Below are 26656 nucleotides of genomic sequence, written 5' to 3' on the forward strand. Positions count from 1 at the left end.
ATGACGCTCTCCGAACTCTGTATCCGCCGGCCGGTGATGACGACGCTGATCACTGCGACGATCATCGCCTTCGGCGTATTCGGGTTCCGCCTGCTGCCGGTCTCGGCGCTGCCGAGGGTCGACTTTCCGACCATCGCCGTGACCGCGACGCTGCCGGGCGCCAGCGCCGATACGATGGCCGCCTCGGTCGCCGGCATTATCGAGCGCCAGCTCTCGACCATCGCCGGCATCTCCTCGATGACCTCGAGCTCGTCGCAGGGCACCAGCGTCATCACCATCCAGTTCGATCTCAACCGCAACATCGACGCTGCCGCGCTGGACGTGCAGACCGCACTAACGATCGCGCAACGGCGATTGCCGATCGAAATGATCATTCCGCCGAGCTTCCGGAAGGTGAACCCGGCCGACTTCCCGGTGCTGTTCGTCTCGCTGGGCTCGGCGACGCTGCCGCTCTCGGCCGTCAACGAATATGGCGACATCACCATCGGTCAGGCGCTGTCGCAGCTCCCGGGCGTCGCGCAGGTCCTGATCTATGGCGCGCAGAAATTTGCCATCCGCGTCCAGGCCGATCCGGAAGCCGCCGCGGCGCGCGGACTGACCCTCGACGACATCCGCGCCGCGGTGTCGCGTGCCAATTCGTCGACTCCGGTCGGTACGCTGAACGGACCCAAGCAGGACGTGGCGCTACAGGCTTCTGGCCAGATGGACAAGGCGGCTGACTACAAATCGGTCGTCGTCGCGTTCCGCAACGGGTCGCCGGTCAAGCTCGACGAAGTCGCGCGCATCTATGACAGCGTCGAGAACGACAAGATCGCGACGTGGCTCAACGGCGAGCGCGCGATCGTGCTGGCGATCCAGAAGCAGCCTGACGCGAATACGGTCGCGGTGGTCGATTCCGTGCTGGCCAAGCTGCCGGCGTTGCGCGCGGCCATTCCGCCGTCGGTGACCATGCAGGTCATGATGGACCGCTCCGTGTCGGTCCGTCAGGCGGTTGCGGATGTCGAGGAAACCCTGATGATCGCGATCGCGCTCGTCATCATGGTGATCTTCCTGTTCCTGCGCAAAGTCTCCGCGACGCTGATTCCGGCGCTGGCCGTGCCGATCTCGCTGTGCGGCACCTTTGCGGTGATGTACGCGCTCGACTACTCCATCAACAACATGACGCTGCTGGCGCTGACGCTCTCGGTCGGCTTCGTGGTCGACGACGCCATCGTCATGCTGGAAAACATCGTCCGCCATATCGAGCACGGTATGCGGCCTTATGAGGCCGCACTGAAGGGTGCGCGCGAAATCGGCTTCACCATCATCTCGATTACCTTCTCGCTGATCGCCGTGTTCATCCCGGTGCTGCTGATGGGCGGCATCGTCGGCCGCGTATTCCGCGAGTTTGCGGTAACCATCTCGGTCGCGATCGTGGTGTCCGGCTTCGTGTCGCTCACGCTAACGCCGATGCTGTGTGCGCGCGTGCTGAAAGCGCACGACGACAGCAAGCGGCCGAACATCGTGCTGCGCATCTTCGAGCGGATGTTCGATTCCTGGCTGAGGGCTTACGAATGGACGCTGGACAAGGTGCTGGCACGCAAGGCGATCATGCTTCTCGTGACGTTCGCCACGCTCGGAGGTACCGTCTATCTCTACATGATCGTGCCCAAGGGCTTCTTCCCGCAGGAAGACACCGGCTTCCTGATCGGCGTGACTGAAGCTGCAACCGACACGTCCTTTGAAGCGATGAAGGAACGCCAGCTGGCGCTTGCGGATATCCTGCGCAACGACCCGGCGATCGAATACATCAACGCCACAGTCGGTTCCGGCGGACCAAATCCGACGGCAAACTACGGCCGTTTTTTCATTGCGCTGAAGCCGAAGAAAGAGCGTGACAATCTCAATTCGATCATCGCGCGGCTTCGGGCCAAGGCGCGTCAGGTTCCCGGACTCCAGGCATTCTTTCAGCCGATCCAGAACCTCAATATCGGGGGCCGGATTTCGAAGGCCCAGTACCAATACGTGATGCAGAGCGGCGACACCGATGCGCTGTATCGCCTCGCGCCTGAAATGCGCGACAGGATCGAAAAGATCCCGGGCCTGCTTGACGTCACCACCGACCTCTACATCAAGAACCCGCAGATGACGGTCGATATCGACCGAGAGAAGGCGATGGTTTACGGCGTCACCGTCGATCAGGTCCGCAACCAGCTCTACAACGCCTACGGCGCGCGGCAGGTCGGCACCATCTACATGCCCTCGAACGACTACCAGATCATCTTGGAGGCGCAGCCGCAGTTCCGGGTCGATCCGTCGAACCTGTCCAAACTTTATGTGAAAACCGCGAACGGCCAGACCATTCCGCTGGATGCGGTCGCGAAAATGGTGCCGACGGTCGGCCCGCTGCAGATCAACCACCAGGGCCAGCAGCCGGCGGTGACGATCTCGTTCAACCTCGCGCCCGGCATCTCACTGGGCTATGCGGTGGACAAGATCACGCAGCTCGAGCAGTCATCGAATTTGCCGGTGACGATCGTGACCGGTTTCTCCGGCACCGCACAGGTGTTCCAGGATTCGCTGCGCGGGCAGGGCATCCTGATCCTCGCTGCCGTGTTCGCCGCCTTCGTGATCCTGGGCATCCTCTACGAAAGCTTCATCCACCCGATCACGATTATCTCCGGCCTGCCGTCGGCGGGCATCGGCGCGATCCTGACCTTGATGCTGTTCGGCATGGAAATGTCCGTGATCGCGATGATCGGCATCGTGATGCTGGTCGGCATCGTCAAGAAGAACGCGATCATGATGGTCGACTTCGCGCTGGAGCGCCGCCGCGTCGGCTTGTCGGCCGAGCACGCCATTCGCGAGGCCGCGCTGCTGCGCTTCCGTCCGATCATGATGACGACCTTTGCGGCGATCTTCGGCACGCTGCCGATCGCGCTCGGCGCCGGCGCGGGCGCCGAACTGCGCCAGCCGCTCGGCATCGCGGTCGTCGGCGGGCTCTGCTTGTCGCAATTGCTGACGCTCTACATCACGCCGGTGGTCTACATCTATCTCGACCGCATCGACCGCCGCCTGAAGCGCCGCCTCGAGCCGCAGGCCGAGGAGGGGGGCGAGGTCGAGCGCCCGCACGTGGTCGCGGCCGAATAATGCGAGCCGGCCGGCTGATGCGCGTCGCATTCGGCTGCGTCGCGCTTGCGCTGTTCACGGTGACCATCGCGCGCGCGGCCGAGCCGATCGAGATCTTCGACGCGCACCTGCACTACAATTGGGAGCCGAAGCCCTACTACCAGCCCGATGAGGTGCTGGCGCTGTTCAGGAAGCACCGCATCACCGGTATCCTCGCCACCAGCCGTCCCAACACCGGCACGCATGCGCTGATGGATGCGAAGGCCGAGGGCCTGTGGGTGGTGCCGTTCATCCGCCCGTACCGCGTCCGCCCGGACATCCAGACCTGGTTCAACGATCCCGTCATTTTCAATCTGGTGCAGGACGAATTCAAACGCGGCTACTACCGCGGCATCGGCGAGTTTCACCTGCACGGCAAGTCGGCCGAGAACGAATGGGTGAAGAAGACAGTCGATTTCGCTGTTGCCAACAATCTCTATCTGCACGCCCATTCCGACGACGAGGCGATCGAGATTTTGATGCGCCATAACCCGAAGGCGCAAGTGATCTGGGCGCATACCGGCTTCGGGCTCTCGACGGATCGTGTCGCCGCGATGCTGACGAAATACCCAAAGCTGTGGGGAGAATTGTCCTACCGCAGCGGCATCGTCGACGGCTCGGGCAAGCTGACCGCCGAATGGCGCGGCCTGTTCGAAAAATATCCGGACCGCTTCCTGCTCGGCTCCGACACATGGGTCCCCGAGCGCTGGGCGAGCTACGGCGAGATCATGGCAAGCTACCGCGCCTGGCTCACGCAACTGCCGCCGAAGATCGCCGCGCAAATCGCCAATGGGAATGCGAAGGCGTTGTTTGCCTCGCCGGGCGTCACGAAGAATTAATCCGGCGATCCGCGAAAGCCGCATCAAGGCAATTTGACCCGGTGTGAAGCCGGTCCGGCTTGGAGCGGGAGCTGCCAATACGCACATCGTTGGCTTGATATCGATAACGGTCGAGCACCCGATGAAAGCCGTTCTGGTGAAAGCCGTTCTGGCCCTGGGCCTTCTGATAGCCTTGTGCGCTTCCGCCGACGCTGCGACGAAACATCACCGCAGAGCGCCGGAGGTCCGATGGGCGCCGGCGCCACACGTTATCGCCCCCACCAAGGGTTTTGCAGCGCCCGGCTGGACCGACGAGGAGACCTGGAGGTGGCTGTACGACGGCAGCTCCGCCGCTGGCCTCGGCTGACCGTCGCCGCGGATCCGACGTCAGCCGGCCGCCAAAAGTGTCTAGATTGAAAAGCTGGTCCCGCAGCCGCAGGAGGCGGTGGCGTTCGGGTTGACCACGCGGAACGAGGCGCCGATCAGATCGTCGACGAAATCGAGCTCGGAGCCAGCCAAGAACGGGACTGAAGCGGGATCGACCAGCACCACCGCGCCGTCATTGGCGATCACCAGATCGTCCTCGGCCTTGTTGTGCTCGACGTCGAATTTGTACTGAAAACCGGAGCAGCCGCCACCCTCGACGCTGATGCGCAGCATCGCGCCTTCGCCTTCGCCCTTGAGGATCTGTCCGATGCGGCGGGCGGCCCGCTCGCTGACGGTGATGGCAGTGGTCATGACACGGTCTCCAGGTGATCCCAAACAGGCGTCATAGCCAATTCATTTGGTATCGCGCTTACGGCATAGTTAAGTGCGCCGGCCAACGGAATCAAATGGATAAGGATTAAATTGCCGTGTCGGTCGGAATGGCTGCTCCCCGTGCGCCCTATGCCTGTCACCCCGACCGCAGCCGCGGCCGGCTGTTTTCGGAGCCGCCGAGCAAGACCCGCAGCCCGTTCCGCCGGGATTGCGACCGGGTGATCCATTCCACCGCCTTCCGCCGCCTCAAGCACAAGACCCAGGTGTTCGTGTTCCACGAAGGCGATCACTACCGTACCCGGCTGACCCATTCGCTGGAAGTGGCCCAGATCGCCCGCGCGCTGGCCCGCCAGCTCGGGCTGGACGAGGACCTCACCGAGACGCTGGCGCTGGCGCATGACCTCGGCCATCCTCCGTTCGGCCATGCCGGCGAGCGGGCGCTGGATGCGTGCCTGAAGGCGTATGGCGGCTTCGATCACAATGCGCAGACGCTGCGCGTCGTGACTTCGCTGGAGCACCGCTACCCCGAGTTCGACGGCCTCAACCTGACCTGGGAATCGCTGGAGGGCATCGTCAAGCACAACGGCCCGCTGACCGGACGGGGCGGGGCGGCGATCGGAAAATACAGCGAGCACGGCATTCCCGTCGGCATCGCTGATTACGACAAGATCTACGATCTGGAGCTGTGGAGCTTTGCCTCGCTGGAAGCGCAGGTGGCGGCAATCGCCGACGATATTGCCTATGACGCCCACGACATCGACGACGGCCTGCGCGCCGGGCTGTTTGCGGTCGACGACCTCAAGGCGATCCCGCTGATATCGGACATAACAGCGGAAATCGAAAAACATTATCCCGGCCTCGACCACGTCAGGCGCGGCGCAGAGCTGGTGCGCGAACTGATCTCCTATCTGATCTCGGCCGTGATGGGCGAGGCCGAGGCGCGCCTTAACGCATTCCAGCCGCAATCGGCCCACGACGTGCGCAATCTCGACCGGCCGATGATTGCCTTTCCCGCCGGCGTTGCCGAAGTGGAAGCGGGCATCAAGGCGTTCCTCTACCAGCACATGTACCGCCACGATTGGGTGATGCGGGTGATGCGCGAGGCCGAAGGGATCGTGTCCGACCTGTTCAATCGTTACCAGAAATCGCCCGGCGATCTGCCGCCGGAATGGCTGGAAGGGGCCGCCGGCGAAACCGAGGCCGAGCGTGTCAGGCGGATCGGCAATTTCATCGCCGGGATGACCGACCGTTTTGCGCTGATCGAGCATCAAAGGCTTTTTGACTCGACCCCGGATTTGCGTTAGGCGGCGGCCCATGGCCGATACCCCGTCACAGCATCTCTTTTCCGCCGTTTTGGCGCGCGTACACGCGGCTTGCGCGGCGCTCGCCGCCGAGGGCAACTGGCTCGCGGGCACGGATTTTTCGCGTGTCGTGGTCGAGCCGCCGCGTGATGCCTCCCATGGCGACATGGCGACCAATGCCGCCATGGTGCTGGCCAAGGAGGCCAAGGCAAAACCGCGCGATCTGGCCGACAAGATCGCCGAGAAGCTGCGCGCCGACGATCTGATCACGTCGGTCGATGTCGCCGGTCCCGGCTTCATCAATCTCACCCTGAAACCGTCGGCCTGGACCGATGAGCTGCGCGAAGTTCTGCGCGAGGGCGCGGCCTACGGCAAAAGCGCCGTCGGCGCATCGGAAAAGGTCAATGTCGAATACGTCTCGGCCAATCCGACCGGGCCGATGCATGTCGGCCATTGCCGCGGCGCCGTGTTCGGCGATGCGCTGTGCAGTCTGCTGCAATTCTCCGGCTTCGACGTCACGCGCGAATACTACATCAACGACGCGGGTGCGCAGGTCGACGTGCTCGCGCGCTCGGCCTTCCTGCGCTACCGCGAGGCGCTAGGCGAGGACATCGGCGCCATCCCGGAAGGGCTCTATCCCGGCGATTATCTGAAGCCGGTCGGCGAGGCGCTGGCGAAGCAGTACGGCGACAAGCTCACAGCGATGGGCGAGGGCGCCTGGCTGCCTGTTGTCCGCGACAAGGCGATCGCCATGATGATGGACGAGATCAAGGGCGACCTTGCCGCGCTCAACATCAAGCACGACGTGTTCTTCTCGGAGCGCTCGCTGATCGAGAACGGCAACAACAAGGTTGCCGAGACCATCGATAACCTGCGCAACAAGGGCGACATCTACGAAGGCCGTCTGCCGCCGCCGAAGGGCGCGCCGGTCGAGGATTATGAGGACCGCGTGCAAACGCTGTTCCGCGCCACCGCCTTTGGCGACGATGTCGACCGTCCGCTGATCAAGTCGGACGGCTCCTACACCTATTTCGCCTCCGACATCGCCAACCACCGCAACAAGTTCGAGCGTGGGTTTGCCAATCTGGTCGACGTGTTCGGCGCCGACCATGGCGGCTACATCAAGCGGATGCAGGCCGCGGTGAAGGCCGTCACGAACGGCAAGGCCACGCTGGATGTGAAGGTGGTGCAACTCGTCCGCCTCCTGCGCAACGGCGAGCAGGTGCGGATGTCCAAGCGTTCCGGCGACTTCGTCACCCTGCGCGAGGTGGTCGACGAGGTCGGCTCGGACGCCGTGCGCTTCATGATGCTGTTCCGCAAGAACGACGCGACGCTCGATTTCGACCTCGCAAAAGTGCTGGAGCAGTCCAAAGACAATCCCGTCTTCTACGTCCAGTATGGCCACGCCCGCGGCCATTCGATCTTCAAGAATGCCCGGGAGGTCATTCCGGACCTGCCGGAGGAGGACGGTGCGCGGCGCGCTTTTCTGGCCGGGGCCCCCCTCGAGAAGCTGTCCGAGCCCGTGGAACTCGACCTGCTCAAAAGATTGGCACTTTTTCCAAGGATGGCAGAAGCGGCCGCCATGGCACATGAACCGCACCGAATCGCTTTTTATCTGTATGATTTAGCCAGCGAATTTCATGCACTTTGGACGAAGGGCCGCGACCTGCCGCATTTACGCTTCATTATCAATGATGATGCAGAGATCACAAGGGCGCGACTGGCTATGGTCCAGGGCGTCGTCTCGGTTCTGGCATCGGGCCTCGCCGTTCTCGGCGTCCACGCTCCAACCGAGATGCGGTAGGCTAGGGGTGAAGGCTGCACGCATGGGGATGTGGCGCGGCACTGGCAGGTAACCATTCGTTTGTCGTACGATTTGGGCTCCTGTTGAAGGGGATGCATCGTCACGATGGCTGATCGATATCAGAACCGAACTTATCCCGCCCAGGACGAGTATGGCCGCGGCAACGATCCGCATGGTCAGGCCGAGAGCGATCCGCTCGCGGAACTGGCGCGCCTGATCGGGCAGACCGATCCGTTCGCGATGGGCCGCGCCAACGTAAAAGCTCAGCCGCGTTCCGAGCAGCGCCAGCCGGTCCAGCAACATTACGAGCCGCCGCCCGCCTACGAGGACGAGCCTCCCGCAGGCCCGCCGCCGTGGATGCAGCGCGCGAACCGGCAGGAAGCGGCGCCTCCGCCGCCGCCGCAGCAGGATTACTACGACGAGCCGGAGTATCAGCCGAGCCCGGTGCATCCGTTGCACCGCTACGCCGCGCAGCATGCCGCGCCTGAGCCGCAATATGCGCCGCAGCCGCAGTATCAGCAGCCGCAGTATCAGCAGCCGCAACACCAGCAGCCGCAATATCAGGACGAGCAGCAATACGCACGGAACGAGCAGGCGCCCGATCCATCGCGCTACGACGATGCGCTGTACGGACAGATCGAGTCCGGACAGGACTATCAGCGCGATCCCGCTTATCCCGACGATCCCTACGCATATCAAAACGCCTATGAGGAAGAGCCGGAAGAGGAGCCGCGCAAGCGCGGCGGCCTCATCACTGTTGCCGCCGTTGTTGCACTTGCGGTGCTCGGCACCAGCGCTGCGTTCGGCTACAGGACGTTCGTCGGCTCGCCCCGCAGCGGAGAGCCGCCGATCATCAAGGCCGACAACAGCCCGACCAAGGTGATGCCGGCCGCCGCGGAATCTGCGCCCAAGGCGCCGGACCGGATGGCGCTTGGGGACGGCACCGAAAAGCTGGTGCCGCGCGAGGAGACGCCGGTTGACGTCAACCGCTCCGGACCGCGCATCGTGCCGCTGACCCAAAATCCCAATCCGCCGTCGCCGGCGAGCGTGGCGCCGACCGGGATTGCCCCGGCGCCGACCGCGAACGGCACCATGCCGAACAACGAGCCGCGCCGGATCAGGACCTTGTCGGTCAAGGGCGATCAGACCGATGCCGGGGTACCCCCCGGCGCCGGTGCGCCGCCGCCGAGGCCGGCGGCACCGGCCGTCGTGGCACCCGCTGCGCCGGCACGCACGGCGGCTGCCCCGGCAGCGGCTGCACCCGCGCCGCGCAATCCGGCATCCGCCAATGCCAGCGCCAATGGGCCACTCTCGCTGTCGCCGCAGGGGTCGCCCGCGCCCGAGCCTCCGGCACGGGTTGCTGCCGCCAGTCCGGCACAGGTTGCACCCGCGTCCAACGGCAATGGCGGCAACTATCTGGTCCAGGTGTCGTCGCAGAAGACCGAGGCGGACGCCCAGGCGTCCTATCGGGCGCTCCAGAGCAAGTTCTCCAATGTGCTCGGCTCCCGTCAGCCCGTGATCCGTCGCGCCGATCTTGGCGACAAGGGCACCGTCTATCGCGCCTTCGTCGGCCCGTTCAGCACCCGGGACGAAGCCACAAGTTTTTGTAGCAACTTCAGGACTGCCGGCGGGCAGTGCTTTGTCCCAAGCAATTAGCGGCTGATTCCCTGACCCTTGCTTGACCCCCGGGCTGCGCAGGGGCTAGTCGGGCCCATGAGCAGCCGCGCATTCATCACAGGCGTATCCGGCCTGGAACTGACCGATTCCGAGCGAAAATTCATCGCCGCGGAGCGGCCATGGGGCTTTATCCTGTTCGCGCGCAATATCGAGACGCCGGCGCAAGTTGCTGGACTTGTGAGCGAATTGCGCGGAATCGTCGAAAATCCGGCGGCGCCGGTCCTGATCGACCAGGAAGGCGGCCGCGTTCAGCGGCTCGGCCCGCCCCATTGGCCGGTCTATCCGTCCGGCGCGGTGTTCTCGGCCCTCTACGACATCGATCCGGCGCTTGGGCTGAAGGCGGCCCGTCTCAGTTCGCGCCTGATTGCGGCCGACCTGATCGATCTCGGCATAACGGTGGATTGCCTGCCGCTGGCGGACGTTCCGGTGGAGGGCGCGGACGCAGTGATCGGCAACCGGGCCTATGGAACCGAGCCGACAAAGGTCGCCGCGATCGCCCGCGCCGTCACCGAAGGGCTGGAACAGGGCGGTGTGCTACCCGTTCTCAAACATATCCCCGGCCATGGCAGGGCTACCGCCGACAGCCATTTCAGGCTGCCGACGGTCGATACGCTGCCAAACGAGCTTGAACGGACCGATTTTGCCGCGTTCCAACCGCTCGCGGACCTGCCGATGGCGATGACCGCACATGTTGTGTTTAGCGCGATCGATCCCGCCCAACCGGCGACGACTTCTGCGAAAATGATCGAACAGGTGATTCGCGGCGTGATCGGGTTCCAGGGTTTGTTGATGAGTGACGATGTTTCCATGAACGCGCTGGCGGGATCGATCGCCGAGCGGACGAGGGCCATCGTCGATGCCGGCTGCGACATGGTCCTGCATTGCAACGGCAAGCTCAACGAGATGCGCGAGGTCGCCGGCCAGACGCCGGAATTGTCCGGTCAGGCTCTGGTGCGGGCGAAGGCGGCGCTGGCGGCGCGGAAGCCGCCTCAGCCGCTCGATCGAACAGCGGCGCGCGCAGAGCTGGATGCGTTGATTGAACGGGCAGGGATGGCGAGCGCATGACCGCGGAAATTCTGTCATTTGAAACCGGGCGGCCTGCCGAGATCGCCGAAGGCGAACCGGCGCTGGTGGTCGACGTCGGCGGCTATGAGGGCCCGCTCGACCTCCTGCTGACGCTGGCCCGGCAGCAGAAGGTCGATCTTTCCAAGATTTCGATCCTGGCGCTGGCCGACCAGTATCTCGCCTTCATCGAGGAAGCGCGAAAGATCCGGCTGGAGCTCGCCGCCGATTATCTCGTGATGGCGGCCTGGCTCGCCTTCCTGAAGTCGCGCCTGCTGCTGCCGGAGCCGGCAACGCCGGACGGGCCAAGCGCCGAGGAGATGGCGACTGCGCTTGCCAACCGGCTGCGCCGCCTGGAAGCGATCCGGGAAGCGGCCAACCGGCTGATGAACCGGCCGCAGTTCCAGCGCGATATTTTTCCGCGCGGCAATCCGGAATCGATCGCGGAAATCCGTCATCCGAAATACACCGCGACGCTGTTCGATCTGCTCAGCGCCTATGCCACGCAGCGCCAGCAGCGCGTGCTGACCTCCGTGCATCTGCAAAAGCGCACGGTGTGGTCGCTGTCGGAAGCGCGCGCCTCGCTGGAGCGGCTCGTCGGCCTCGCCGAGGAATGGAGCTGCCTCGACGAGTTCCTGCTGCAATACGTCGCCGATCCCTCGCAAAGGGCGACCGTGTTCGCATCGAGCTTTGCCGCCGCGCTCGAACTCGTGCGTGAAGGTGAAATGGAATTGAACCAGAAGCAGGCGTTTGCACCGCTTTATTTCCGGAAACGTCCGGCGCAGGCCGCAGCCGCGCCTGATTTATCCGTTGAGTAGTTGGAAGAAGGAGACCAGCCATGGCGAGCCTGGCGGAGAGACGCGTGGAAGAAGACGAGGCGATCACCCCCGCCGATCCGCAAGCGCGGCCTGAGGAATTGCGGCTCCTGGAAGCCCTGTTGTTCGCGTCCGCCGAGCCGATCGACACGGCAACGCTCGCCAAGCGCATGCCCGACGGCGTCGACGTCAAGGCAGCGCTGGCGCAGTTGCAGGCCGAATACGCCCCGCGCGGCGTCAATCTGGTTCGCGTCGCCAACAAATGGACGTTCCGTACTGCCGGCGATTTGTCGTGGCTGATGACGCGCGAGTCCACCGAGACGCGGCGGCTGTCGCGCGCGGCAATCGAGGTGCTGGCGATCATCGCCTATCACCAGCCTGTGACGCGCGCCGAGATCGAGGAAATCCGCGGCGTGGTCACCTCCAAGGGCACACTCGATGTGCTCCTGGAAACGGGCTGGATCCGCCCGCGCGGACGCCGCAAGACGCCTGGCCGTCCGCTCACCTTCGGCACCACGGAGGCATTCCTCTCGCAGTTCAGTCTGGAAGCGCTGGGCGATCTGCCCGGTCTCGAGGAGTTGAAGGGAACGGGATTGTTGGATTCGCGTCTGCCCACCGGATTTAATGTTCCGACGCCTTCCGACGACACGGCGCTGCGCGAGGATGAGGAAGCGCTGGAGCCCGGCGACAGCCTGGAACTGCTCCTGGCACCTGCTGCGGAGCCTGAGGCACCAGCCGCAGAGGCTGAGGCGCCGGCTGCGGAGCCCGAACCCGACAAAGGCGAGGGAAACTAGGCCGCTTCGTCCCGCAAATTCCCGGGGTTAACGGTAGCATTAATACGTAGGCCGGACAGCGATTTGCCGCGGCCAAACTCCTTGTTTTCGGTCCCTCGGGAGCCTACCTTCCGGCCAAAGCTCTGGGCCGGCTCGGCCCCCGTGTTTGGAGGAGTTGCAGGATGGGTTCGCTTAGCATTTGGCACTGGATCGTCGTGATCGTGGTGGTCCTGCTGCTGTTCGGCCGCGGCAAGATTTCGGATCTGATGGGCGACGTCGCCAACGGCATCAAGGCCTTCAAGAAGGGCATGCAGGACGACGACAAGGCGCCGGAAAAGCCCGCCGAGCCGCCGAAGACGATCGACCACAATGCGGCGCCGAACACGGCCGCCCGGACGGATGTCGGCAGCAAGGCTGTCTAACTAGAGCCGCATTGAGAAACAGCGCGGGCGCGCCCAAATCCTGCTAGAGGGATTAGGGCTAAATTTCTCGCGTGAGCGGAAACTTTCATGTTTGACATCGGGTGGAGTGAGCTGATGGTCATCGCGGTTGTCGCGTTGATCGCCATCGGCCCGAAAGAACTGCCCGGTGTGCTGCGCAGCGTCGGACAGTGGATGGCCAAGGCGCGCAAGATGGCCGCCGAATTCCAGGGCCAGTTCCAGGAAGCGATGCGCGAGGCCGAAATGGCCGACCTCAAGAAGAGCTTTGACGAGGTCAAGGACGCCGCTACCGGGCTTGCCGGCGGCAATGTCATGACGTCGCTACAGAAGGACGTCAGCGACGCCCTGCAAATTCCCAGCCTCGACAAGCCGGCCGAGCCGCCCGTCGATGCGCAGGTCGCCTCTGTCATCGAAGAGCCGGTGACGCCGACCACGCCTGCCGAGCCGACGCCGTCGACCTTTGTCGAGGCCGAAGCGCACGCGGCGGCCAGCGAGCCGCTGGTCATTACCCGCGAGCACGAAGCCGCGCAGCAGCAGGCCGCGGCTACGCAGCCGTCCGAAGTGCTGAAGGACGCCAAAGCGTCATGAGCGACGAAGACATCGAGGCCAGCAAGGCGCCGTTGATGGATCACCTGATCGAGCTGCGCTCGCGGCTGATCAAGGCGCTGCTCGGCTTTGCGGTGGCGTTCATCTTCTGCTTCTTCTTCGCCAAGCAGATCTACAACGTGCTGGTGTGGCCGTTCGTCTTCGTCGCCGGCCCCGAGAACTCGAAGTTCATCTACACCGCGCTGCTGGAATATTTCATTACGCAGTTGAAGCTGGCGCTGTTCGGCGCCGCCTTCATCTCGTTTCCGATCGTTGCCACCCAGATCTACAAGTTCGTCGCGCCCGGTCTTTACAAGCACGAGCGTAATGCGTTTCTGCCCTACCTGATCGCGACGCCTGTTTTCTTCGTCATGGGCGCGATGCTGGTCTATTTTGTCGTGCTGCCGATGCTGGTGCGCTTCTCGCTGGGCATGCAGCAGATGGGCAGCGAGGAGACCGCGCAGATCCAGCTTCTGCCGAAGGTCGGCGAATATTTGTCGCTGATGATGTCGCTGATCTTCGCCTTCGGCATCGCGTTCCAGCTTCCTGTGATCCTGACGCTGCTCGGCCGGATCGGCATCGTCACCTCGAAAATGCTGCGTGAAAAGCGCCGCTATTTCATCGTTATCGCCTTTGTCATCGCGGCCGTCCTCACTCCGCCCGACGTGCTGAGCCAGGCCTCGCTCGCCATCCCACTGCTGGTCCTCTACGAGGGCGCGATTTTTGCCGTGCAGATGGTGGAAAAGAAGGCCGCCGCGGGGCAGGCCGCCGCCGGCGCGCCGTCAGCGGCCAATCCGGCGGAATAGGCCATTGTCGTCACCCGCGCAGGCGGGTGACCCAGTATTCCAGAGACCTCAGCTTGAGCCGAGACGCCGCGGCGTACTGGATACTCCGCTTTCGCGGAGTATGACGGGTGTGGTACTGGGAGCGCGCCCTAGTCGGGCCGATTCAGGAATTCCCGCCATGCACGATATTAAAGCGATCCGCGACAATCCCGAAGCTTTCGACGCCGGACTGAAGCGGCGCGGGCTGTCGCCGATGTCGTCTTCGCTGCTGGCGATCGACGAGCGCCGCCGTGCTGCGATCCTGGCCTCCGAACAGGCGCAGGCGAGGCGAAACGCAGCCTCCAAAGAGATCGGCGATGCCAAGAAGGCCAAGGACGAGGCCCGCGCGTCCAAGCTGATGGCTGAGGTCGCCGAGCTCAAGACCACGATGCCGGAGCTGGAGGCAGCCGCGAAGGCAGCCGACGAAGAGCTTTCCAAAGAGCTCGCCGCGATTCCGAACCTGCCGCTCGACGAGGTGCCTGACGGTACCGACGAGCATGGCAATGTGCAGCGTCATGTCTTCGGCAAGAAGCGCGACTATGGTTTTGCGCCAAAGCCGCATGACGATCTCGGCACAAGCCTTGGCTATATGGACTTCGAAACCGCGGCAAAACTCTCCGGCGCGCGCTTTGTCGTGCTGAAAAAGGGGCTGGCGCGGCTGGAGCGGGCGATCGGACAGTTCATGCTCGATCTACACACCAATGAACACGGCTATACCGAGGTGAATCCGCCGCTGCTGGTGCGCAACGACGTGATGTTCGGCACGGGGCAGTTGCCGAAATTCGAGGACGACCAGTTCTGGGCCATCAAGGGCGAGTTGCTTGCTGCGCCCGGCGAGAGCCTGAGGACCGAACGCCTCGGTCTCATCCCCACCGCCGAAGTCGCGCTCACCAATCTCGTTCGCGAATCCATCGTCGACGACAAGGAATTGCCGATGCGCCTGACCGCGCTCACGCCGTGCTTCCGCGCGGAAGCGGGCGCAGCGGGACGCGATACACGCGGCATGATCCGGCAGCACCAGTTCACAAAAGTCGAACTGGTCTCGATCGCGACGCCCGAGGACAGCAAGGATGAATTGGAGCGCATGCTCGCTTGCGCCGAAGAAGTGCTGCGCCAGCTCGACCTGCATTACCGCGTGATGACGCTTTGCGCCGGCGATATGGGCTTTTCCGCGCAAAAGACCTACGACATCGAGGTGTGGATGCCGGGGCAGGGCGACGGCGGCGCATTCCGGGAGATTTCGAGCTGCTCGGTGTGCGGTGATTTCCAGGCGCGGCGGATGGATGCGCGCTATCGTGGACCCGACGGCAAGCCGCGCTTCGTGCACACGCTGAACGGCTCCGGCACCGCTGTGGGGCGCGCGCTGATCGCAGTGATGGAAACCTATCAGCAGCAGGGTGGCTCGATCGCCGTGCCCGATGTGCTCCAGCCCTATATGGGCGGCCTCAAGGTGATCGAGTAGCGCCACACAAGAAGAAGCGTACGCCATGGCGTTGCATCGCGACATCCACTGGATCGGCCGGCAATGGGCGGTCACCGGATTCGGGATGCAGGCGATCGATCAGCGGCATGGCGGCCGGTTCGATATCGGGATCGCGGCTCTCTGGGACGATGAGCTGCTCGATCGGCTGACCGAGCAAAAATGGTTCAACGCCGAGGATTTTGGCAAAGGGCTCGCGATCGCGCGCAGGCGCTATCCCGAGCCGCCGCGCGTGGTCGAGCCTTCGCCCGAACCTGAGCCGGAACTGGCACCCGAACCTGAACCAACGCCAGAGCCTGAACTAACGCCCGAGCCTGAATCAGCACCGGCTCTACCGCCAACGGAGGCCGCGGCGCCCTTGCAGATGCGCGCTTTCGTGGATGCGCCGCTCAAAGTCGCAGAGATCTCCGAGCCAAAAACTCCGACACCTGAACCGCCAAGGCCGGCGCCATCTGCGTCGCCTGAGGATTTGCTGAACAAATGGTTTGAAGCCTACGGCCTCGACAAAACGCTTCCCATTGCACCGGCGCCGCCGCGCCAAATCGTGACGCCGCAGCCGGTCACAAAAGCGCCGGAGCCAGCAGAGCCTGCCGCGATGATAGAAGATGCGCCGCGGCAATCGCCGGTGATCGAAGTCGCGCAACCGCCGTCACCGGCAGCGCCGTTCATGCGCATGCCCATCCCCGGCCGCGCCAGGTTTGTTCGTCCCTGGCGCGCGCAGATTCACGCGGTTCAGTCGTACAGGCTGTGAGTCCCGATCGGGTAGTTTGGATAACGATGGGGCCGCGCGCCCTGATAATAGGATGGGATTCCCACCTCGGGGCCGAGGCGAGGAATGGCGTAGCCGGGCCTTGCCGCGACGCAGTTGCCGGCCTTCGTCCGCACCGTGCCGCGCGCGCAGGCCTTTCGCCGCGGTGAGCGCTCCGCCGGTTTCGATTCAGGCTCTTCGGTTTCCACCTTTGCCTCCGGCCGGTGACTTGCCGTTTGCGGACCGCCGGCCACGCAACTGCCGCCAACGTTGCGATAGGGTTCTGTGCACTGGCACAGATAGTTCACGAACTCAGCATTCGGTCCGCAGATGCAGCGGCCCTCGAAGCAATCGATCGCGATTGCCGCTGGCGCCGCGCAGGATCCGTTCTTGCGCCTGGACTCGGCCGGACAGAACGTCGGGTCAGGCACGCAATGCAGCCCGGTCGCGGCCGCGCCGGGACTTGCCGCGTCGGGGATGTAGCCGGTGCGGCACGTGAAGGTGAATGCCCGATCGTTGCTGGCGACGCATTGGCCCGCCTTCAGATAGGTGTCGACCGGGCATCGCTTTGGAATGCACTTGCCGCCGACCCATTCGAGCCCATAGGTCTCGCCCGACATCGTCACGCGCCCATTGCAAAGACAGGTGCCGTCGGCGGTCAGATCGCCGCCGCGGCAATTTTCTGCATTGCTCTGGAGGCATTTGCCGCCCTTTCCGGAAGGCACGGGAAGCAGATTGAATCCCGCCGGGCAGGCGCACTGTCCGCTGATGACGGTGCCGCCGTCGCACGCGATGGCTTCCACAGGCTCCCGGATCGTCTTGGTCAGTTGCCGGGTTGAACCGGTGCCGGTCGGCGCTTGATCCGATTGCGCGAACGCCATCGTCGGCGCGATCAGGCCGAACATCGCGATGGCGATCACTGCTGCAAGGCGGGTCACGACCAGATCCCTTGTCGTCCTCAAGACACGACGTCGCCGTCGCAACGTCATTCACTTGAGCATAGCCGCAAGAATCCGCTGCTCGGCGGGCCTTTCGACTATGCGCTGTCGAGATTTCAGACTGTATGACCGATATCACAATCGGCGCCTGGCCCGGTACAACCGAAAATCGCCGTTTTGCGAAGGTTTGCGGGGTTTGCCTCGCCGGCGATAGGCGGTTAAGACGGCGCCTGACGGTTTGGCGGAATCGACCGAAAGGCCCTGAAAACGAATGCGAATTCTCTGCACCAATGACGACGGCATTCATGCGCCGGGCCTGGAGGTCGTCGAGCAAATCGCCCGCGCGCTGTCGGACGATGTCTGGGTGGTGGCGCCGGAGCTCGATCAGTCCGGCGTGTCGCATTCGCTGTCGCTGAACGATCCCCTGCGGCTGCGCGAAGTCGGCCCGCGCCATTTCGCCGTGCGCGGCACGCCGACCGATTGCGTCATCATGGGCGCGCGCCACATCCTCGGCAAGGAGATGCCCGACCTCGTGCTGTCAGGCGTCAACCGCGGCCGCAATGTCGCCGAGGACGTGGTCTATTCCGGCACCATCGCCGGTGCGCTCGAAGGCACCATTCTGGGATTGCCCTCGTTCGCGCTGTCGCAGGAATTTTCGGTCGAGACGCGCGAAAAGCCGCTGTGGGAGACCGCGCAGAAATTCGGCCCCGAAATCATTCGCAAGGTGATGGACGCGGGCGTGCCGAAGAACACCGTGATCAACGTCAATTTTCCGGCCCGGCTGCCGGGCGAGGTGAAGGGCGTGCGCGTGACGCGGCAGGGCAAGCGCAATCTCGGTTTTCTCAACATCGACCAGCGCCGCGACGGCCGCGGCAATCCCTATTTCTGGATCGGCTTCGAGCGCGCCGCTGTCATGGACGCGCCCGCCGAAGGCACCGATCTCGCCGCGCTGGCCGCCGGCTACGTCTCGGTGACCCCGCTGCGGCTCGACCGCACGGATGAAGCGTTTTCGGAAACGCTGACGAAGACGCTGGGGTAAAGAGGGCCGCAAACTCCGCCGTCATCCTGAGGTGCGAGCGCTTGTCGTCGTATGACGGTGGGCACTTAAGCTTTCGCGGACCGGCTTGGGTCCAGGTTTGCGATTTAATCCCTCTGGCCCATGCGCCTTCCACGCCTTGATCCAGTCATGCAAAATCTCGCGTGATATCCCAAGCTCGCGTGCGACCGGCAGAACGCCGTCGCCTCGTTCGGCACGCTTGATCGCCTTCAATTTAAACGCCGTCGGAAACTGACGGTTCTTTCCTCGTGATGCCACAGGTCATCCTCGAAATGCCTGTCACCGCAATTACCGTGTCTCACTTAAGGGGTGCAGTCCAGCACTGTCACCGCAATGAAAGGCTGTCCGTAATGGCTGCATTGGTTCTACGTAGATGGGTTCCGGACGCGCAGAGAGACCTCAGCGTCATCAATAATTCGTTCGATGTAGGAGGCGCAATCCAGCGTGGCTCCCCTCAAATGTGCGACTAACTCATTTTCCCGCCGCCGTAGCATCGATCGAATTTCAGCTGTTCCCATCCCCAGCAATCGTGCCAAATACGCTATTTGAGCCGCCCTCATCGCGCCATTGACATGAACCCACCGCACAGGCTCCTCATCCTTCTCAAGGAGAGATAACAATCGACCAAGATTTGTCACTTCGCGAATTACAGGAAATAGTTGGTATCGGACAGCTTCGCTTATCAGATCCACCAAATCAGCCTCCGGTTGATTCGAGAGGGTCAGAGACCAACGGGGACTCCAGCCTGCGATTTTGCCAAGTGGAAAGCGCATGTAGCACCGCATTGGTTCATCTTGCTCAACTAGTCGATAGATAGCACCTCCATAAGCCCGCACGCATTTCACGCCGAATGACTGTGCGGCTTCGTTTCGAACTCCAAAATCTCCCGCCAGAAATTCTTTGGGGGAGCCATAAGTTGAAAAGTAAAGGTAGTGTTCCACATCTGGCGCGCTCCAGCTGGCTTTATAGATGAATCTTCCGCAACGAAGATATCCAAGTTCCTTGAGCCTTAGCGTAATCGTTTTCTCTTTCAGCATCTTAAATTTTCCGCCAGTGTCATGGGCGATATACTCCGGGATACCCTCCGTGCACAAAGGGTACGCCAAAGTTACGCAATGTAGATCGAAGCGCCGAAGACCTGATATCAACAACGTTGCAAGCAAAACAATAAGTTTGATAACCAACTCCAGTCACCGTCACTCCCAATGTTGACGCTACACCACCAGCACTCATCACGACGACATCTCTTGCAACTTGAGCCGGGTTCAAACGGATAGTGTCGTATAGCGTTGTTTTTACTTCAACACCGATGATGGCACTAGCGACGGGATCTCTCGCAATGAAGTCGTAGACTCGTGGCGTATCGAACCCAGGGACCTGTACAGCAACAGCCCGTAGGGCGGATTAGCCGACAGGCGTAATCCGCCATCTTTGTTTCAACGGTTCGGCGCGTTACGCTTCGCTAGCCCGCCCTACGGTCTAGCTGCGCTCGCCGAACTCGCCTTGGGTCTCAATATCACCTGCCCAATCTTCCGGGAAAATTCCCGCGCGCACGTCTCGGTGGAACGAGGAATGTGGCCAGTCCTGCACCCGCGTCACTAATCCGTGCTTCACCGGATTGATGTAGCAATACTCGACGTGGCGGGCATAGTCGGCCTCATCGCGGATGAGGTGCTCCCAAAACCGGCGCTGCCAGATGGCGCGTTCGCTCCGCGCCGCGCGCACCTTGCTCAGGCGTTCCGTCTTCGGCTGTGCTCTCGCAAATCGCATCTTGATCAGCCGCCAGCGGGTCGAAAAGTCGGCGTCGCCGGGAGGCAATGTCCAGACCGCATGGATGTGGTCGGGCAGCACCACGACGGCATCAATGATGAACGGGCGCGCCTTGCGCGTTGCATTCACGGCTTCGCGCAACGCATCGACACAATCGACGAGAAGCGATTTGCGGCGCTCCAGCAGATTCACCGTGAAGAACCAGCACCCGCCGGGGACGAACGCGCGACGATAGTTTGGCATGCCGGTTCTCTGGCAGGGATGTAGGGCGGATTAGCGTAGCGTAATCCGCCACCATTGTATCGACCCCTGAGGGCGGATTACGCTACGCTAATCCGCCCTACAAATCCTCTGCGACCCGACGGGCAAATCGAATTCCGATTTTCAGAATCGATGTCAAGCCCCAAATCAAAAATATTCCGCTTTCCATTTCTGCAAATCAGAATTATAAACCTCGCCGTCTCATCCCCGAGGAGGGGGCGTCGGCCGTCGTCACTGAACGTCGGGATGGGATGCGGTGGACGCTGATGGCGTCAGGCGTTTCATCACGCCGGACGAAACGTCATCCGCGTACGGCGAAGTCGTGTGGTCCTGGCGCCGCGACGCTGGCGTCAAGTTGGCGGGAGCAATCTCGCCGGCGATGGTGACAACAAGCTCGCTCACCAGGGAGAGCGCGATATAAGCCGTAAAGCCATTGCGCAGGGGATGCCGGAGTGTTTCCGCTTCACCTGTATGCTCGTGTGCATTTTTTTGTTGCGCAAGCAGCGCACACGGGACCGCGGGTGCAGCGCGCACCCGGCATTCCCCGCGCCCTCCGGGCGTGAAGCGCATGCACAACTCGGGCAGAACGTGTCGCGAGAATACGAGCCTTTGCCTATCCGTCACCGGTCGCCGCCAATTCGGCTAATAAGGCTAGGCCGCAGCGTCCTTCAGCGTGGAGTCGATCATCCGCGCCAGCGTCTCGAGCTGGAATGGCTTCTGAAGCGCGGGGCGGTCGCGGTATTCTTCGGGCAGGCCCGACGAGCCATAGCCGGTGGCGAAGATGAAGGGGCGGTTGCGCGCCTTGATCAGGTCGGCGACCGGCGAAATCACCTTGCCGTTGACGTTCACATCGAGAATGGCGAAGTCATAGTCGGTCGATTGCGCGAGCTTGAGCGCCTCGCCGATCTCGCCGGCCTCGGCCGCGACGCGGTAACCAAGCTCTTCCAGCATGTCCGCGACCATCATTCGGATCATGACCTCGTCCTCGACGAGGAAAACAGAACCGCCCCCCGGGCGTGTTGCCGTCATCACTGGATTCCTTGCCCTTGCCCTGAATCGAGGTTGGCAAATAACGCCTCCAGACGCAACTTTAATGCTTGGATCACGGGCTTTTACGGGGAGTTATCGTTTCCTGATTGTCGTCCCTGGCGCTTGGCAACTGCCGGGACCCTAAACGCTAGTAACGGGCGCCGGGTTCCTTGCCGGGAACGGGGGAAAAGCGCAAATTTTCGCCAACCGCCAGGGTCCATATGGCATCAATCTGCTTGACGCGCACGTCAGGCTGCCGCGATCCGCGCCGCTTCGAGATTGACATGGCTGTTACTTCAAATCCGCCGGAAAAAATGATGTTTCAGCTCAACCTGCGGCGGCGCGGGATCAGCGACCAGACGGTGCTGCGCACCATGGAGGAGGTGCCGCGCGAGGCGTTCGTGGACGCTGCTGATCGCGAGGATGCCTATCGCGACAGCGCGCTCGGCATTGCCTGCGGCCAGACCATCAGCCAGCCCTTCGTGGTCGCCTATATGACCGAGCAGCTCAACGTGCAGCGGTCGAACCGGGTGCTGGAGATCGGCACCGGCTCGGGCTACCAGGCTGCCGTCCTGTCACGGCTGTGCGTCGACGTCGTCAGTATCGAGCGTTACCGGACTCTGGCCGACAGTGCGCGCGAACGGCTCAAGACGCTCGGCTACAACAATGTCGAGGTGATCGTCGGCGACGGGTTCGATGTCCCCGACAGCGCCGGCACCTTCGACCGCATCATCGTGACCGCGGCGATGGAGCGGATTCCTGAAAAATTGCTGGAGCGGCTGGAGCCGGGCGGCGTCCTGATCGCGCCGGTCGGACCGCATCACGGCGTCCAGACCCTGGTCCGGGTGGTCAGGACCGAAACCGGATTTGAGCACCGGGAACTGGTGGACGTTCGCTTCGTGCCGGCCCTGCCGGGGATCGCCCGCGAGCTGTAGAATTGCGGATTGGCGCCTGCCGCCAACAGCTTATCCGGGCCTTAAGCGGTTATTTACTCCCGAGGTGTTTACTCAAAACAGTATTTTGTTGCGTACGAGTGAGTAACCATGTCCCGCGTCACCGAGTTGCTTCGCTCGCGTCGCGTGCCGCAAGCCGCGGCACTGGCGCTCATTTCCGTCGGGTTTGCCGGGTGCAGCGCCGACACCCAGACCCGCTTCCAGCAAAGCTCGTTCAGCAATCCCTTTGCGTCCCAGCCCGAGACCACGGCCGCGGTCCCGGCCGCACCGGTCGAGCGCCGTGAGCTGCCGCAATACGCCCGGCCGCAGTCGCAATATCAATCGCAGCCGTTGCCCCCGCCGGTGTCGGCTCCGCAGTCCTATCCGGTTTCCAGCCGGGGCGTGTCGGGAGGAGGGCGCGGGCTCTCGTCCTATGCGCCGCCGGCCCAACCGCCTCGCCTCGAGACCACCGGCACCGTGGCGCCCAAATCGGTCGCCGCGCGCAGTCCGGCCCCCCAGGGGGCGGCACATCAAGGGGCAGCACATGGCGGCACCACGATCATCGTCGGCACCAGCGATACGCTCGAAATTCTGGCCAAGCGCTACAACGTTTCGAGTGCCGAGATCCTGAAGGCCAACGGCTACAAGGGCCCGCGCGCGCTGTCGCCCGGCCAGCAACTGGTCATTCCACCGCGCCACACGGCCGCTGCTGCACCGGCGCCTGCGGTCGCGCCGCCCGCCAGCCGGCCGGTCGCGAGCGCCTCCAGCGTCCATATCGTCAATCGCGGCGATACGCTCCACAGCATCGCGCGCCGCAACCACATCACAGCCGCCGACCTCGCCAGAGCCAATAATCTCGACCAGTCGGCCCGGCTCAGCCTCGGCATGAAGCTGACCGTGCCCGGCACCAAGAGCGCTGCGGCTGCGCCCGAAGCCGCGCCGGCTCCAGCCGCTCCCGCACAGCAGGTCGCCGCGCTGGCGCCGCCCGCGACGCGCTCGATCGCGCCGGCAGGCGCGCCGCCGCAGGCCGCGCGTCTCGCACAGCCCACAGCGCAGGTTGAGGAAAAGCCGGCCGCCGCCGAGTCCAACGCGAAATCCAGCGAAGCCACCGGCGCGCTGCCGACCTTCCGCTGGCCGGTGCGCGGCAAGGTGATGACGGCGTACGGCGCCAAGACCAACGGCAAGGCCAATGACGGCATCAATGTCGCCGTGCCCGAAGGCACGCCGGTGAAGGCCGCGGAAGACGGCGTCGTCGCGTATTCCGGAAACGAGCTCAAGGGTTACGGCAATCTGGTTCTGGTGCGGCACTCCAACGGTTACGTCACCGCATATGCCCATGCGAGTGAACTGATGGTGAAGCGCGGGGATACGATCAAGCGCGGCCAGGTCATTGCCAAGTCGGGTCAATCGGGTGAGGTGGGCTCGCCGCAGCTCCATTTCGAAATCCGCAAGGGCTCTTCGCCGGTTGACCCGATGCAATTCCTCAACGGTACGTGAGGCCTTGGTCGAAGGTCTTGCTATCAACGATCACGATCGCCCGCTTGCAGCGGGCGATTTGCTGTTGAGGCCATTCTTGCGGTTCCGGCAGGGCCGGTTGCCGGACCGCCAGAGCCGTATACAGCGCAGTTGCGGTCGGCTATTTCATCTCCTGGCATTTGACTGACCTCGCAATTCCCGCCCTTCGGTTTCGGCAAAACACTCCCTTTTCGCGCGCCCTGTGCGCCGCTTGAGACGATGACGCGCACCGCGCAATGACGGTCTGGCGAACGACAAAGGCACGGATAGGCACCTGGTTCGGCTTCGGCCTGATGTGCGTCGGCATGTTCATGGCGATCCTCGACATCCAGGTCGTCGCCACCTCGCTGCCGACAATCCAGAGCGCGCTGAGGATTTCGCCTGACCGGATGAGCTGGATCCAGACGGTCTATCTGATCGCCGAGATAACGGCCATTCCGCTCACCGGCTGGCTGACGCGGGTCCTGACGCTGCGCTGGCTGTTCGTGATCGCGATCTCCGTCTTCACGGTGACGTCGGTCGGCTGCGCCTTCAGCACCAGTTTTGCATCGCTGGTGATCTTCCGCATCTTCCAGGGCTTTGCCGGCGGCACGCTGATCCCCGCGGTATTCTCCGGAATCTTCCTGCTGTTTCCGGCGCGCGCCCATCCGGTGGCCGGAACGATCGCCGGCATCATGGCGGTGCTGGCGCCGACGGTCGGGCCCGTCGTCGGCGGCTGGATCACGCACCATTACTCCTGGCCCTGGCTGTTCCTGGTCAACGTGATCCCCGGCGTGGTTGCCGCGCTCGCAACGCCATTCCTGCTGCCGTGGGGCAGGGCGCGTCTCAATCACCTCAGAAATTTCGACGCAATCTCGCTGGCGCTGATGGCGATTGCGCTGGCGAGCCTCGAGATCGGATTGAAGCAGGCGCCGCAGTCGGGCTGGCTCTCTGTGCTGTGCTTTGCACTGTTTGCCCTGTGCGCCGTCACCACCGCGCTGTTTGCGATCCGTACCCTGAAGGCGGTGCAGCCGATCGTCGAGCTTTCGACGCTGAGAGTGCGGCCGTTCTCGATCGGCTGCGTGCTGAGCTTTTGCCTTGGCGTCGGCCTGTTCGGCGCGGTCTATCTGATGCCGGTCTTTCTGGCCTATGTCCGTCAGCACGATGCGCTGGAGATCGGCAAGATCATTCTGGTGACGGGCGCAGCGCAACTGGTGGCCGCGCCGATCGCGGGCGCGCTGGAGAGCCGGGCCAATCCGCTTTGGCTATCCGCATTCGGCTTTTCCCTGTTCGCGGTCGGGCTCGGCATGAGCGCGTTCGAAAGCAGCACCGCCGATTTCGACGAGATGTTCTGGCCGCAGGTGCTGCGCGGCTTTGCGGCGATGTTCTGCTTGTTGCCGCCGACCCGGATGGCGCTTCAGACGTTGCCGCACAAGCAGGTGCCCGACGCCAGCGGTCTGTTCAACATGATGCGCAACCTCGGCGGCGCCGTTGGCATTGCGCTGATCGATACCATCCTCTACGGCCGCACCAGCGGCCATATCGAGGCCATCCGGCAGCGCCTCGCCGCCGGCGATGTGGCGACCGCGCAAGCGATCGGGCTGGACCGGATTCCCTCGGACTTGTCGACGGCCACCGAAGCGATCGAGCAGGCGGCCTTCGCCGCCAGCACCAACGAGGCGTGGGCCATGATGGCCGGAATCGCGGTGCTGGGCCTGCTGCTGATTCCGTTTGCGCGCTCAAAGCGGGGCGATGGGAAGCCGAGCTAGGACTTTCGTTCCCCGGACGCGGCGCAGCACGGAGTGATGCGCCGCAGAGCCGGGGGCCATTGGGCCGGGGGTCCCGGCTCTACGAAGCAGCGTTTCACGCTGCATCGCATCCGGGACACGAGAGGCTCAACCCGCCGTCATCCGCACGCCGAGCCGTCCGGCCAGTTCCTGCGTGAACTGCCAGGCGACGCGGCCGGAACGCGAGCCGCGCGTGGTCGACCATTCCAGCGCCTCGCGCTCGAGTTCCTCTTCGGCGAGCTTGATGCCGAAATGGCCGCAATAGCCCTTTACCATCGCGAGATACTCGTCCTGGCTACAGCGATGGAAGCCGAGCCAGAGGCCGAAGCGATCGGACAGCGAGACCTTTTCCTCGACCGCTTCGCCGGGATTGATCGCAGTCGAGCGCTCGTTCTCGATCATCTCGCGCGCCAGGAGGTGCCGCCGGTTGGAGGTGGCGTAGAGGATGACATTCTCGGGGCGGCCCTCGATGCCGCCTTCCAGCACCGCCTTGAGCGACTTGTAGGAGGCATCGTTGCCGTCGAACGACAGGTCGTCGCAGAACACGATGAAGCGGAAATCCGAATCCCGCAGCAGGTCCATCAGGGCGGGCAGGCTCTCGATGTCCTCGCGGTGAATCTCGATGAGCTTCAGCTTGTCGGCCGGCTTGCGGTTCAGATTGATGCTGGCATGGGACGCTTTCACCAGCGAGGACTTGCCCATGCCGCGCGCGCCCCACAGCAGCGCGTTGTTGGCGGGTAGGCCGTTGGCGAAGCGCTCGGTGTTTTCCACCAGGATATCGCGCATCCGGTCGATGCCCTTGAGCAGGTCCATCTCGACCCGGCTCACGCGCGGTACCGGCGACAGCCGTCCGTCCGGGTGCCAGACAAAGGCATCGGCGCTGCCGAACGTTTCGGCGGTCGCAGCGGGCGGGACGGCGGCGGAAAGGTGCGCCGCGATGGCTTCCAGCGCGTTTGCGATCCGCTCCGCATTGCCGTCTGTTAACGCAGCCGCCGGACGTTTTGTCGCGGGCTTGGCAACCTCAGGGGTTGCGGCCTTGGAGGCCGCCCGAGGGGCAGTTTTATTAGGTTTCTTGGGTTTCTTGGACATTGGCGAAGTTCCTGACGGGGCAGCCTTATCGGGCCTTGGCAGGTCTCGCAAGCTGCCTAAATGAGA

Annotated in this window: 25 protein-coding genes; 17 read left to right on the plus strand and 8 right to left on the minus strand. The window is 63.4% G+C overall.

Features of this window, described 5'->3' with window-relative positions; translation table 11 throughout:
- The gene (locus JQ628_RS04505) at positions 1 to 3129 is read left to right on the plus strand and encodes an efflux RND transporter permease subunit (protein ID WP_212219920.1); all 3129 of its coding nucleotides are present in this window, start codon (positions 1 to 3) and stop codon (positions 3127 to 3129) included.
- 17 nt (positions 3130 to 3146) lie between these two features.
- Complete coding sequence (locus tag JQ628_RS04510) at positions 3147 to 3986, plus strand: amidohydrolase family protein (protein ID WP_212219923.1); 840 nt, start codon at positions 3147 to 3149, stop codon at positions 3984 to 3986.
- 387 nt (positions 3987 to 4373) lie between these two features.
- On the opposite strand, the gene erpA is transcribed toward JQ628_RS04510, so the two are convergent.
- A complete protein-coding gene (erpA, locus tag JQ628_RS04515) occupies positions 4374 to 4703 on the minus strand; it encodes an iron-sulfur cluster insertion protein ErpA (protein ID WP_212219926.1) in 330 nt (109 codons plus the stop codon).
- 116 nt (positions 4704 to 4819) lie between these two features.
- Between erpA and JQ628_RS04520 the strand changes: the two genes are divergently transcribed.
- From JQ628_RS04520 to JQ628_RS04570, 11 genes are all read left to right on the plus strand, one after another.
- The gene (locus JQ628_RS04520) at positions 4820 to 6028 is read left to right on the plus strand and encodes a deoxyguanosinetriphosphate triphosphohydrolase (protein ID WP_212219929.1); all 1209 of its coding nucleotides are present in this window, start codon (positions 4820 to 4822) and stop codon (positions 6026 to 6028) included.
- Between the two features lie 10 nt (positions 6029 to 6038).
- Positions 6039 to 7829, plus strand: a complete 1791-nt coding sequence (argS, locus tag JQ628_RS04525; RefSeq protein WP_212219932.1) for an arginine--tRNA ligase — start codon at positions 6039 to 6041, stop codon at positions 7827 to 7829.
- Positions 7830 to 7934: 105 nt separating this feature from the next.
- Entirely contained in the window at positions 7935 to 9485 is a 1551-nt protein-coding gene (locus JQ628_RS04530; RefSeq protein WP_212219935.1) for an SPOR domain-containing protein, read from the plus strand.
- Positions 9486 to 9542: 57 nt separating this feature from the next.
- A complete protein-coding gene (gene nagZ, locus JQ628_RS04535) occupies positions 9543 to 10571 on the plus strand; it encodes a beta-N-acetylhexosaminidase (protein ID WP_212219938.1) in 1029 nt (342 codons plus the stop codon).
- Positions 10568 to 11386: a segregation and condensation protein A gene (locus JQ628_RS04540; RefSeq protein ID WP_212219941.1), complete on the plus strand. Its 819-nt coding sequence runs from the start codon at positions 10568 to 10570 to the stop codon at positions 11384 to 11386. Before nagZ ends, JQ628_RS04540 begins: the two co-directional genes overlap by 4 nt.
- A 20-nt stretch (positions 11387 to 11406) precedes the next feature.
- Entirely contained in the window at positions 11407 to 12177 is a 771-nt protein-coding gene (gene scpB / locus JQ628_RS04545) for an SMC-Scp complex subunit ScpB (RefSeq protein WP_212219943.1), read from the plus strand.
- 161 nt (positions 12178 to 12338) lie between these two features.
- Positions 12339 to 12578: a twin-arginine translocase TatA/TatE family subunit gene (locus JQ628_RS04550; protein ID WP_212219946.1), complete on the plus strand. Its 240-nt coding sequence runs from the start codon at positions 12339 to 12341 to the stop codon at positions 12576 to 12578.
- 87 nt (positions 12579 to 12665) lie between these two features.
- Complete coding sequence (tatB, locus tag JQ628_RS04555; RefSeq protein ID WP_212219949.1) at positions 12666 to 13184, plus strand: Sec-independent protein translocase protein TatB; 519 nt, start codon at positions 12666 to 12668, stop codon at positions 13182 to 13184.
- Positions 13181 to 13987: a twin-arginine translocase subunit TatC gene (gene tatC / locus JQ628_RS04560; RefSeq protein ID WP_212219952.1), complete on the plus strand. Its 807-nt coding sequence runs from the start codon at positions 13181 to 13183 to the stop codon at positions 13985 to 13987. Before tatB ends, tatC begins: the two co-directional genes overlap by 4 nt.
- 157 nt (positions 13988 to 14144) lie before the next feature.
- A complete protein-coding gene (gene serS, locus JQ628_RS04565) occupies positions 14145 to 15467 on the plus strand; it encodes a serine--tRNA ligase (protein ID WP_212219954.1) in 1323 nt (440 codons plus the stop codon).
- A gap of 25 nt (positions 15468 to 15492) precedes the next feature.
- Positions 15493 to 16236, plus strand: a complete 744-nt coding sequence (locus tag JQ628_RS04570) for a hypothetical protein (RefSeq protein ID WP_212219957.1) — start codon at positions 15493 to 15495, stop codon at positions 16234 to 16236.
- On the opposite strand, the gene JQ628_RS04575 is transcribed toward JQ628_RS04570, so the two are convergent.
- Positions 16218 to 17171, minus strand: coding sequence for a hypothetical protein (locus tag JQ628_RS04575; protein ID WP_212219959.1), 954 nt, complete (start codon positions 17169 to 17171; stop codon positions 16218 to 16220). The genes JQ628_RS04570 and JQ628_RS04575 overlap by 19 nt on opposite strands.
- Positions 17172 to 17442: 271 nt before the next feature.
- On the opposite strand from JQ628_RS04575, the gene surE reads away from it, so the two are divergent.
- Entirely contained in the window at positions 17443 to 18210 is a 768-nt protein-coding gene (surE, locus tag JQ628_RS04580) for a 5'/3'-nucleotidase SurE (protein ID WP_212219961.1), read from the plus strand.
- Positions 18211 to 18231: 21 nt separating this feature from the next.
- Here surE and JQ628_RS04585 read toward each other — a convergent pair whose 3' ends face one another.
- From JQ628_RS04585 to JQ628_RS04605, 5 genes are all read right to left on the minus strand, one after another.
- Positions 18232 to 18486 carry a helix-turn-helix domain-containing protein gene (locus JQ628_RS04585; RefSeq protein WP_349628018.1) on the minus strand — a complete coding sequence of 85 codons (255 nt, stop codon included), beginning with the start codon at positions 18484 to 18486 and terminating at the stop codon, positions 18232 to 18234.
- 107 nt (positions 18487 to 18593) lie between these two features.
- Positions 18594 to 19265, minus strand: coding sequence for a hypothetical protein (locus JQ628_RS04590; protein WP_212219963.1), 672 nt, complete (start codon positions 19263 to 19265; stop codon positions 18594 to 18596).
- A 442-nt stretch (positions 19266 to 19707) separates the two neighbouring features.
- Positions 19708 to 20241 carry an REP-associated tyrosine transposase gene (locus JQ628_RS04595; protein WP_212219965.1) on the minus strand — a complete coding sequence of 178 codons (534 nt, stop codon included), beginning with the start codon at positions 20239 to 20241 and terminating at the stop codon, positions 19708 to 19710.
- Positions 20242 to 20490: 249 nt separating this feature from the next.
- Entirely contained in the window at positions 20491 to 20829 is a 339-nt protein-coding gene (locus JQ628_RS04600) for a hypothetical protein (RefSeq protein WP_212219967.1), read from the minus strand.
- A gap of 81 nt (positions 20830 to 20910) precedes the next feature.
- Positions 20911 to 21288 carry a response regulator gene (locus JQ628_RS04605; RefSeq protein WP_212219969.1) on the minus strand — a complete coding sequence of 126 codons (378 nt, stop codon included), beginning with the start codon at positions 21286 to 21288 and terminating at the stop codon, positions 20911 to 20913.
- Between the two features lie 284 nt (positions 21289 to 21572).
- Between JQ628_RS04605 and JQ628_RS04610 the strand changes: the two genes are divergently transcribed.
- The 3 genes from JQ628_RS04610 (at position 21573) to JQ628_RS04620 (ending at position 25483) form a co-directional block, all read left to right on the plus strand.
- On the plus strand, positions 21573 to 22223 hold the full coding sequence (locus JQ628_RS04610) for a protein-L-isoaspartate(D-aspartate) O-methyltransferase (RefSeq protein ID WP_212219971.1): 651 nt from the start codon (positions 21573 to 21575) through the stop codon (positions 22221 to 22223).
- A gap of 108 nt (positions 22224 to 22331) precedes the next feature.
- The gene (locus JQ628_RS04615; RefSeq protein ID WP_212219973.1) at positions 22332 to 23717 is read left to right on the plus strand and encodes a peptidoglycan DD-metalloendopeptidase family protein; all 1386 of its coding nucleotides are present in this window, start codon (positions 22332 to 22334) and stop codon (positions 23715 to 23717) included.
- A 254-nt stretch (positions 23718 to 23971) separates the two neighbouring features.
- Positions 23972 to 25483, plus strand: coding sequence for a DHA2 family efflux MFS transporter permease subunit (locus JQ628_RS04620; RefSeq protein WP_249127483.1), 1512 nt, complete (start codon positions 23972 to 23974; stop codon positions 25481 to 25483).
- A gap of 126 nt (positions 25484 to 25609) precedes the next feature.
- Here JQ628_RS04620 and JQ628_RS04625 read toward each other — a convergent pair whose 3' ends face one another.
- Positions 25610 to 26590, minus strand: coding sequence for an ATP-binding protein (locus JQ628_RS04625; protein WP_212219975.1), 981 nt, complete (start codon positions 26588 to 26590; stop codon positions 25610 to 25612).
- Positions 26591 to 26656 lie beyond the last annotated feature (66 nt).

Source organism: Bradyrhizobium lablabi, from assembly GCF_018129385.1.
In the GTDB taxonomy this organism is placed as follows: Bacteria; Pseudomonadota; Alphaproteobacteria; order Rhizobiales; family Xanthobacteraceae; genus Bradyrhizobium; species Bradyrhizobium lablabi_C.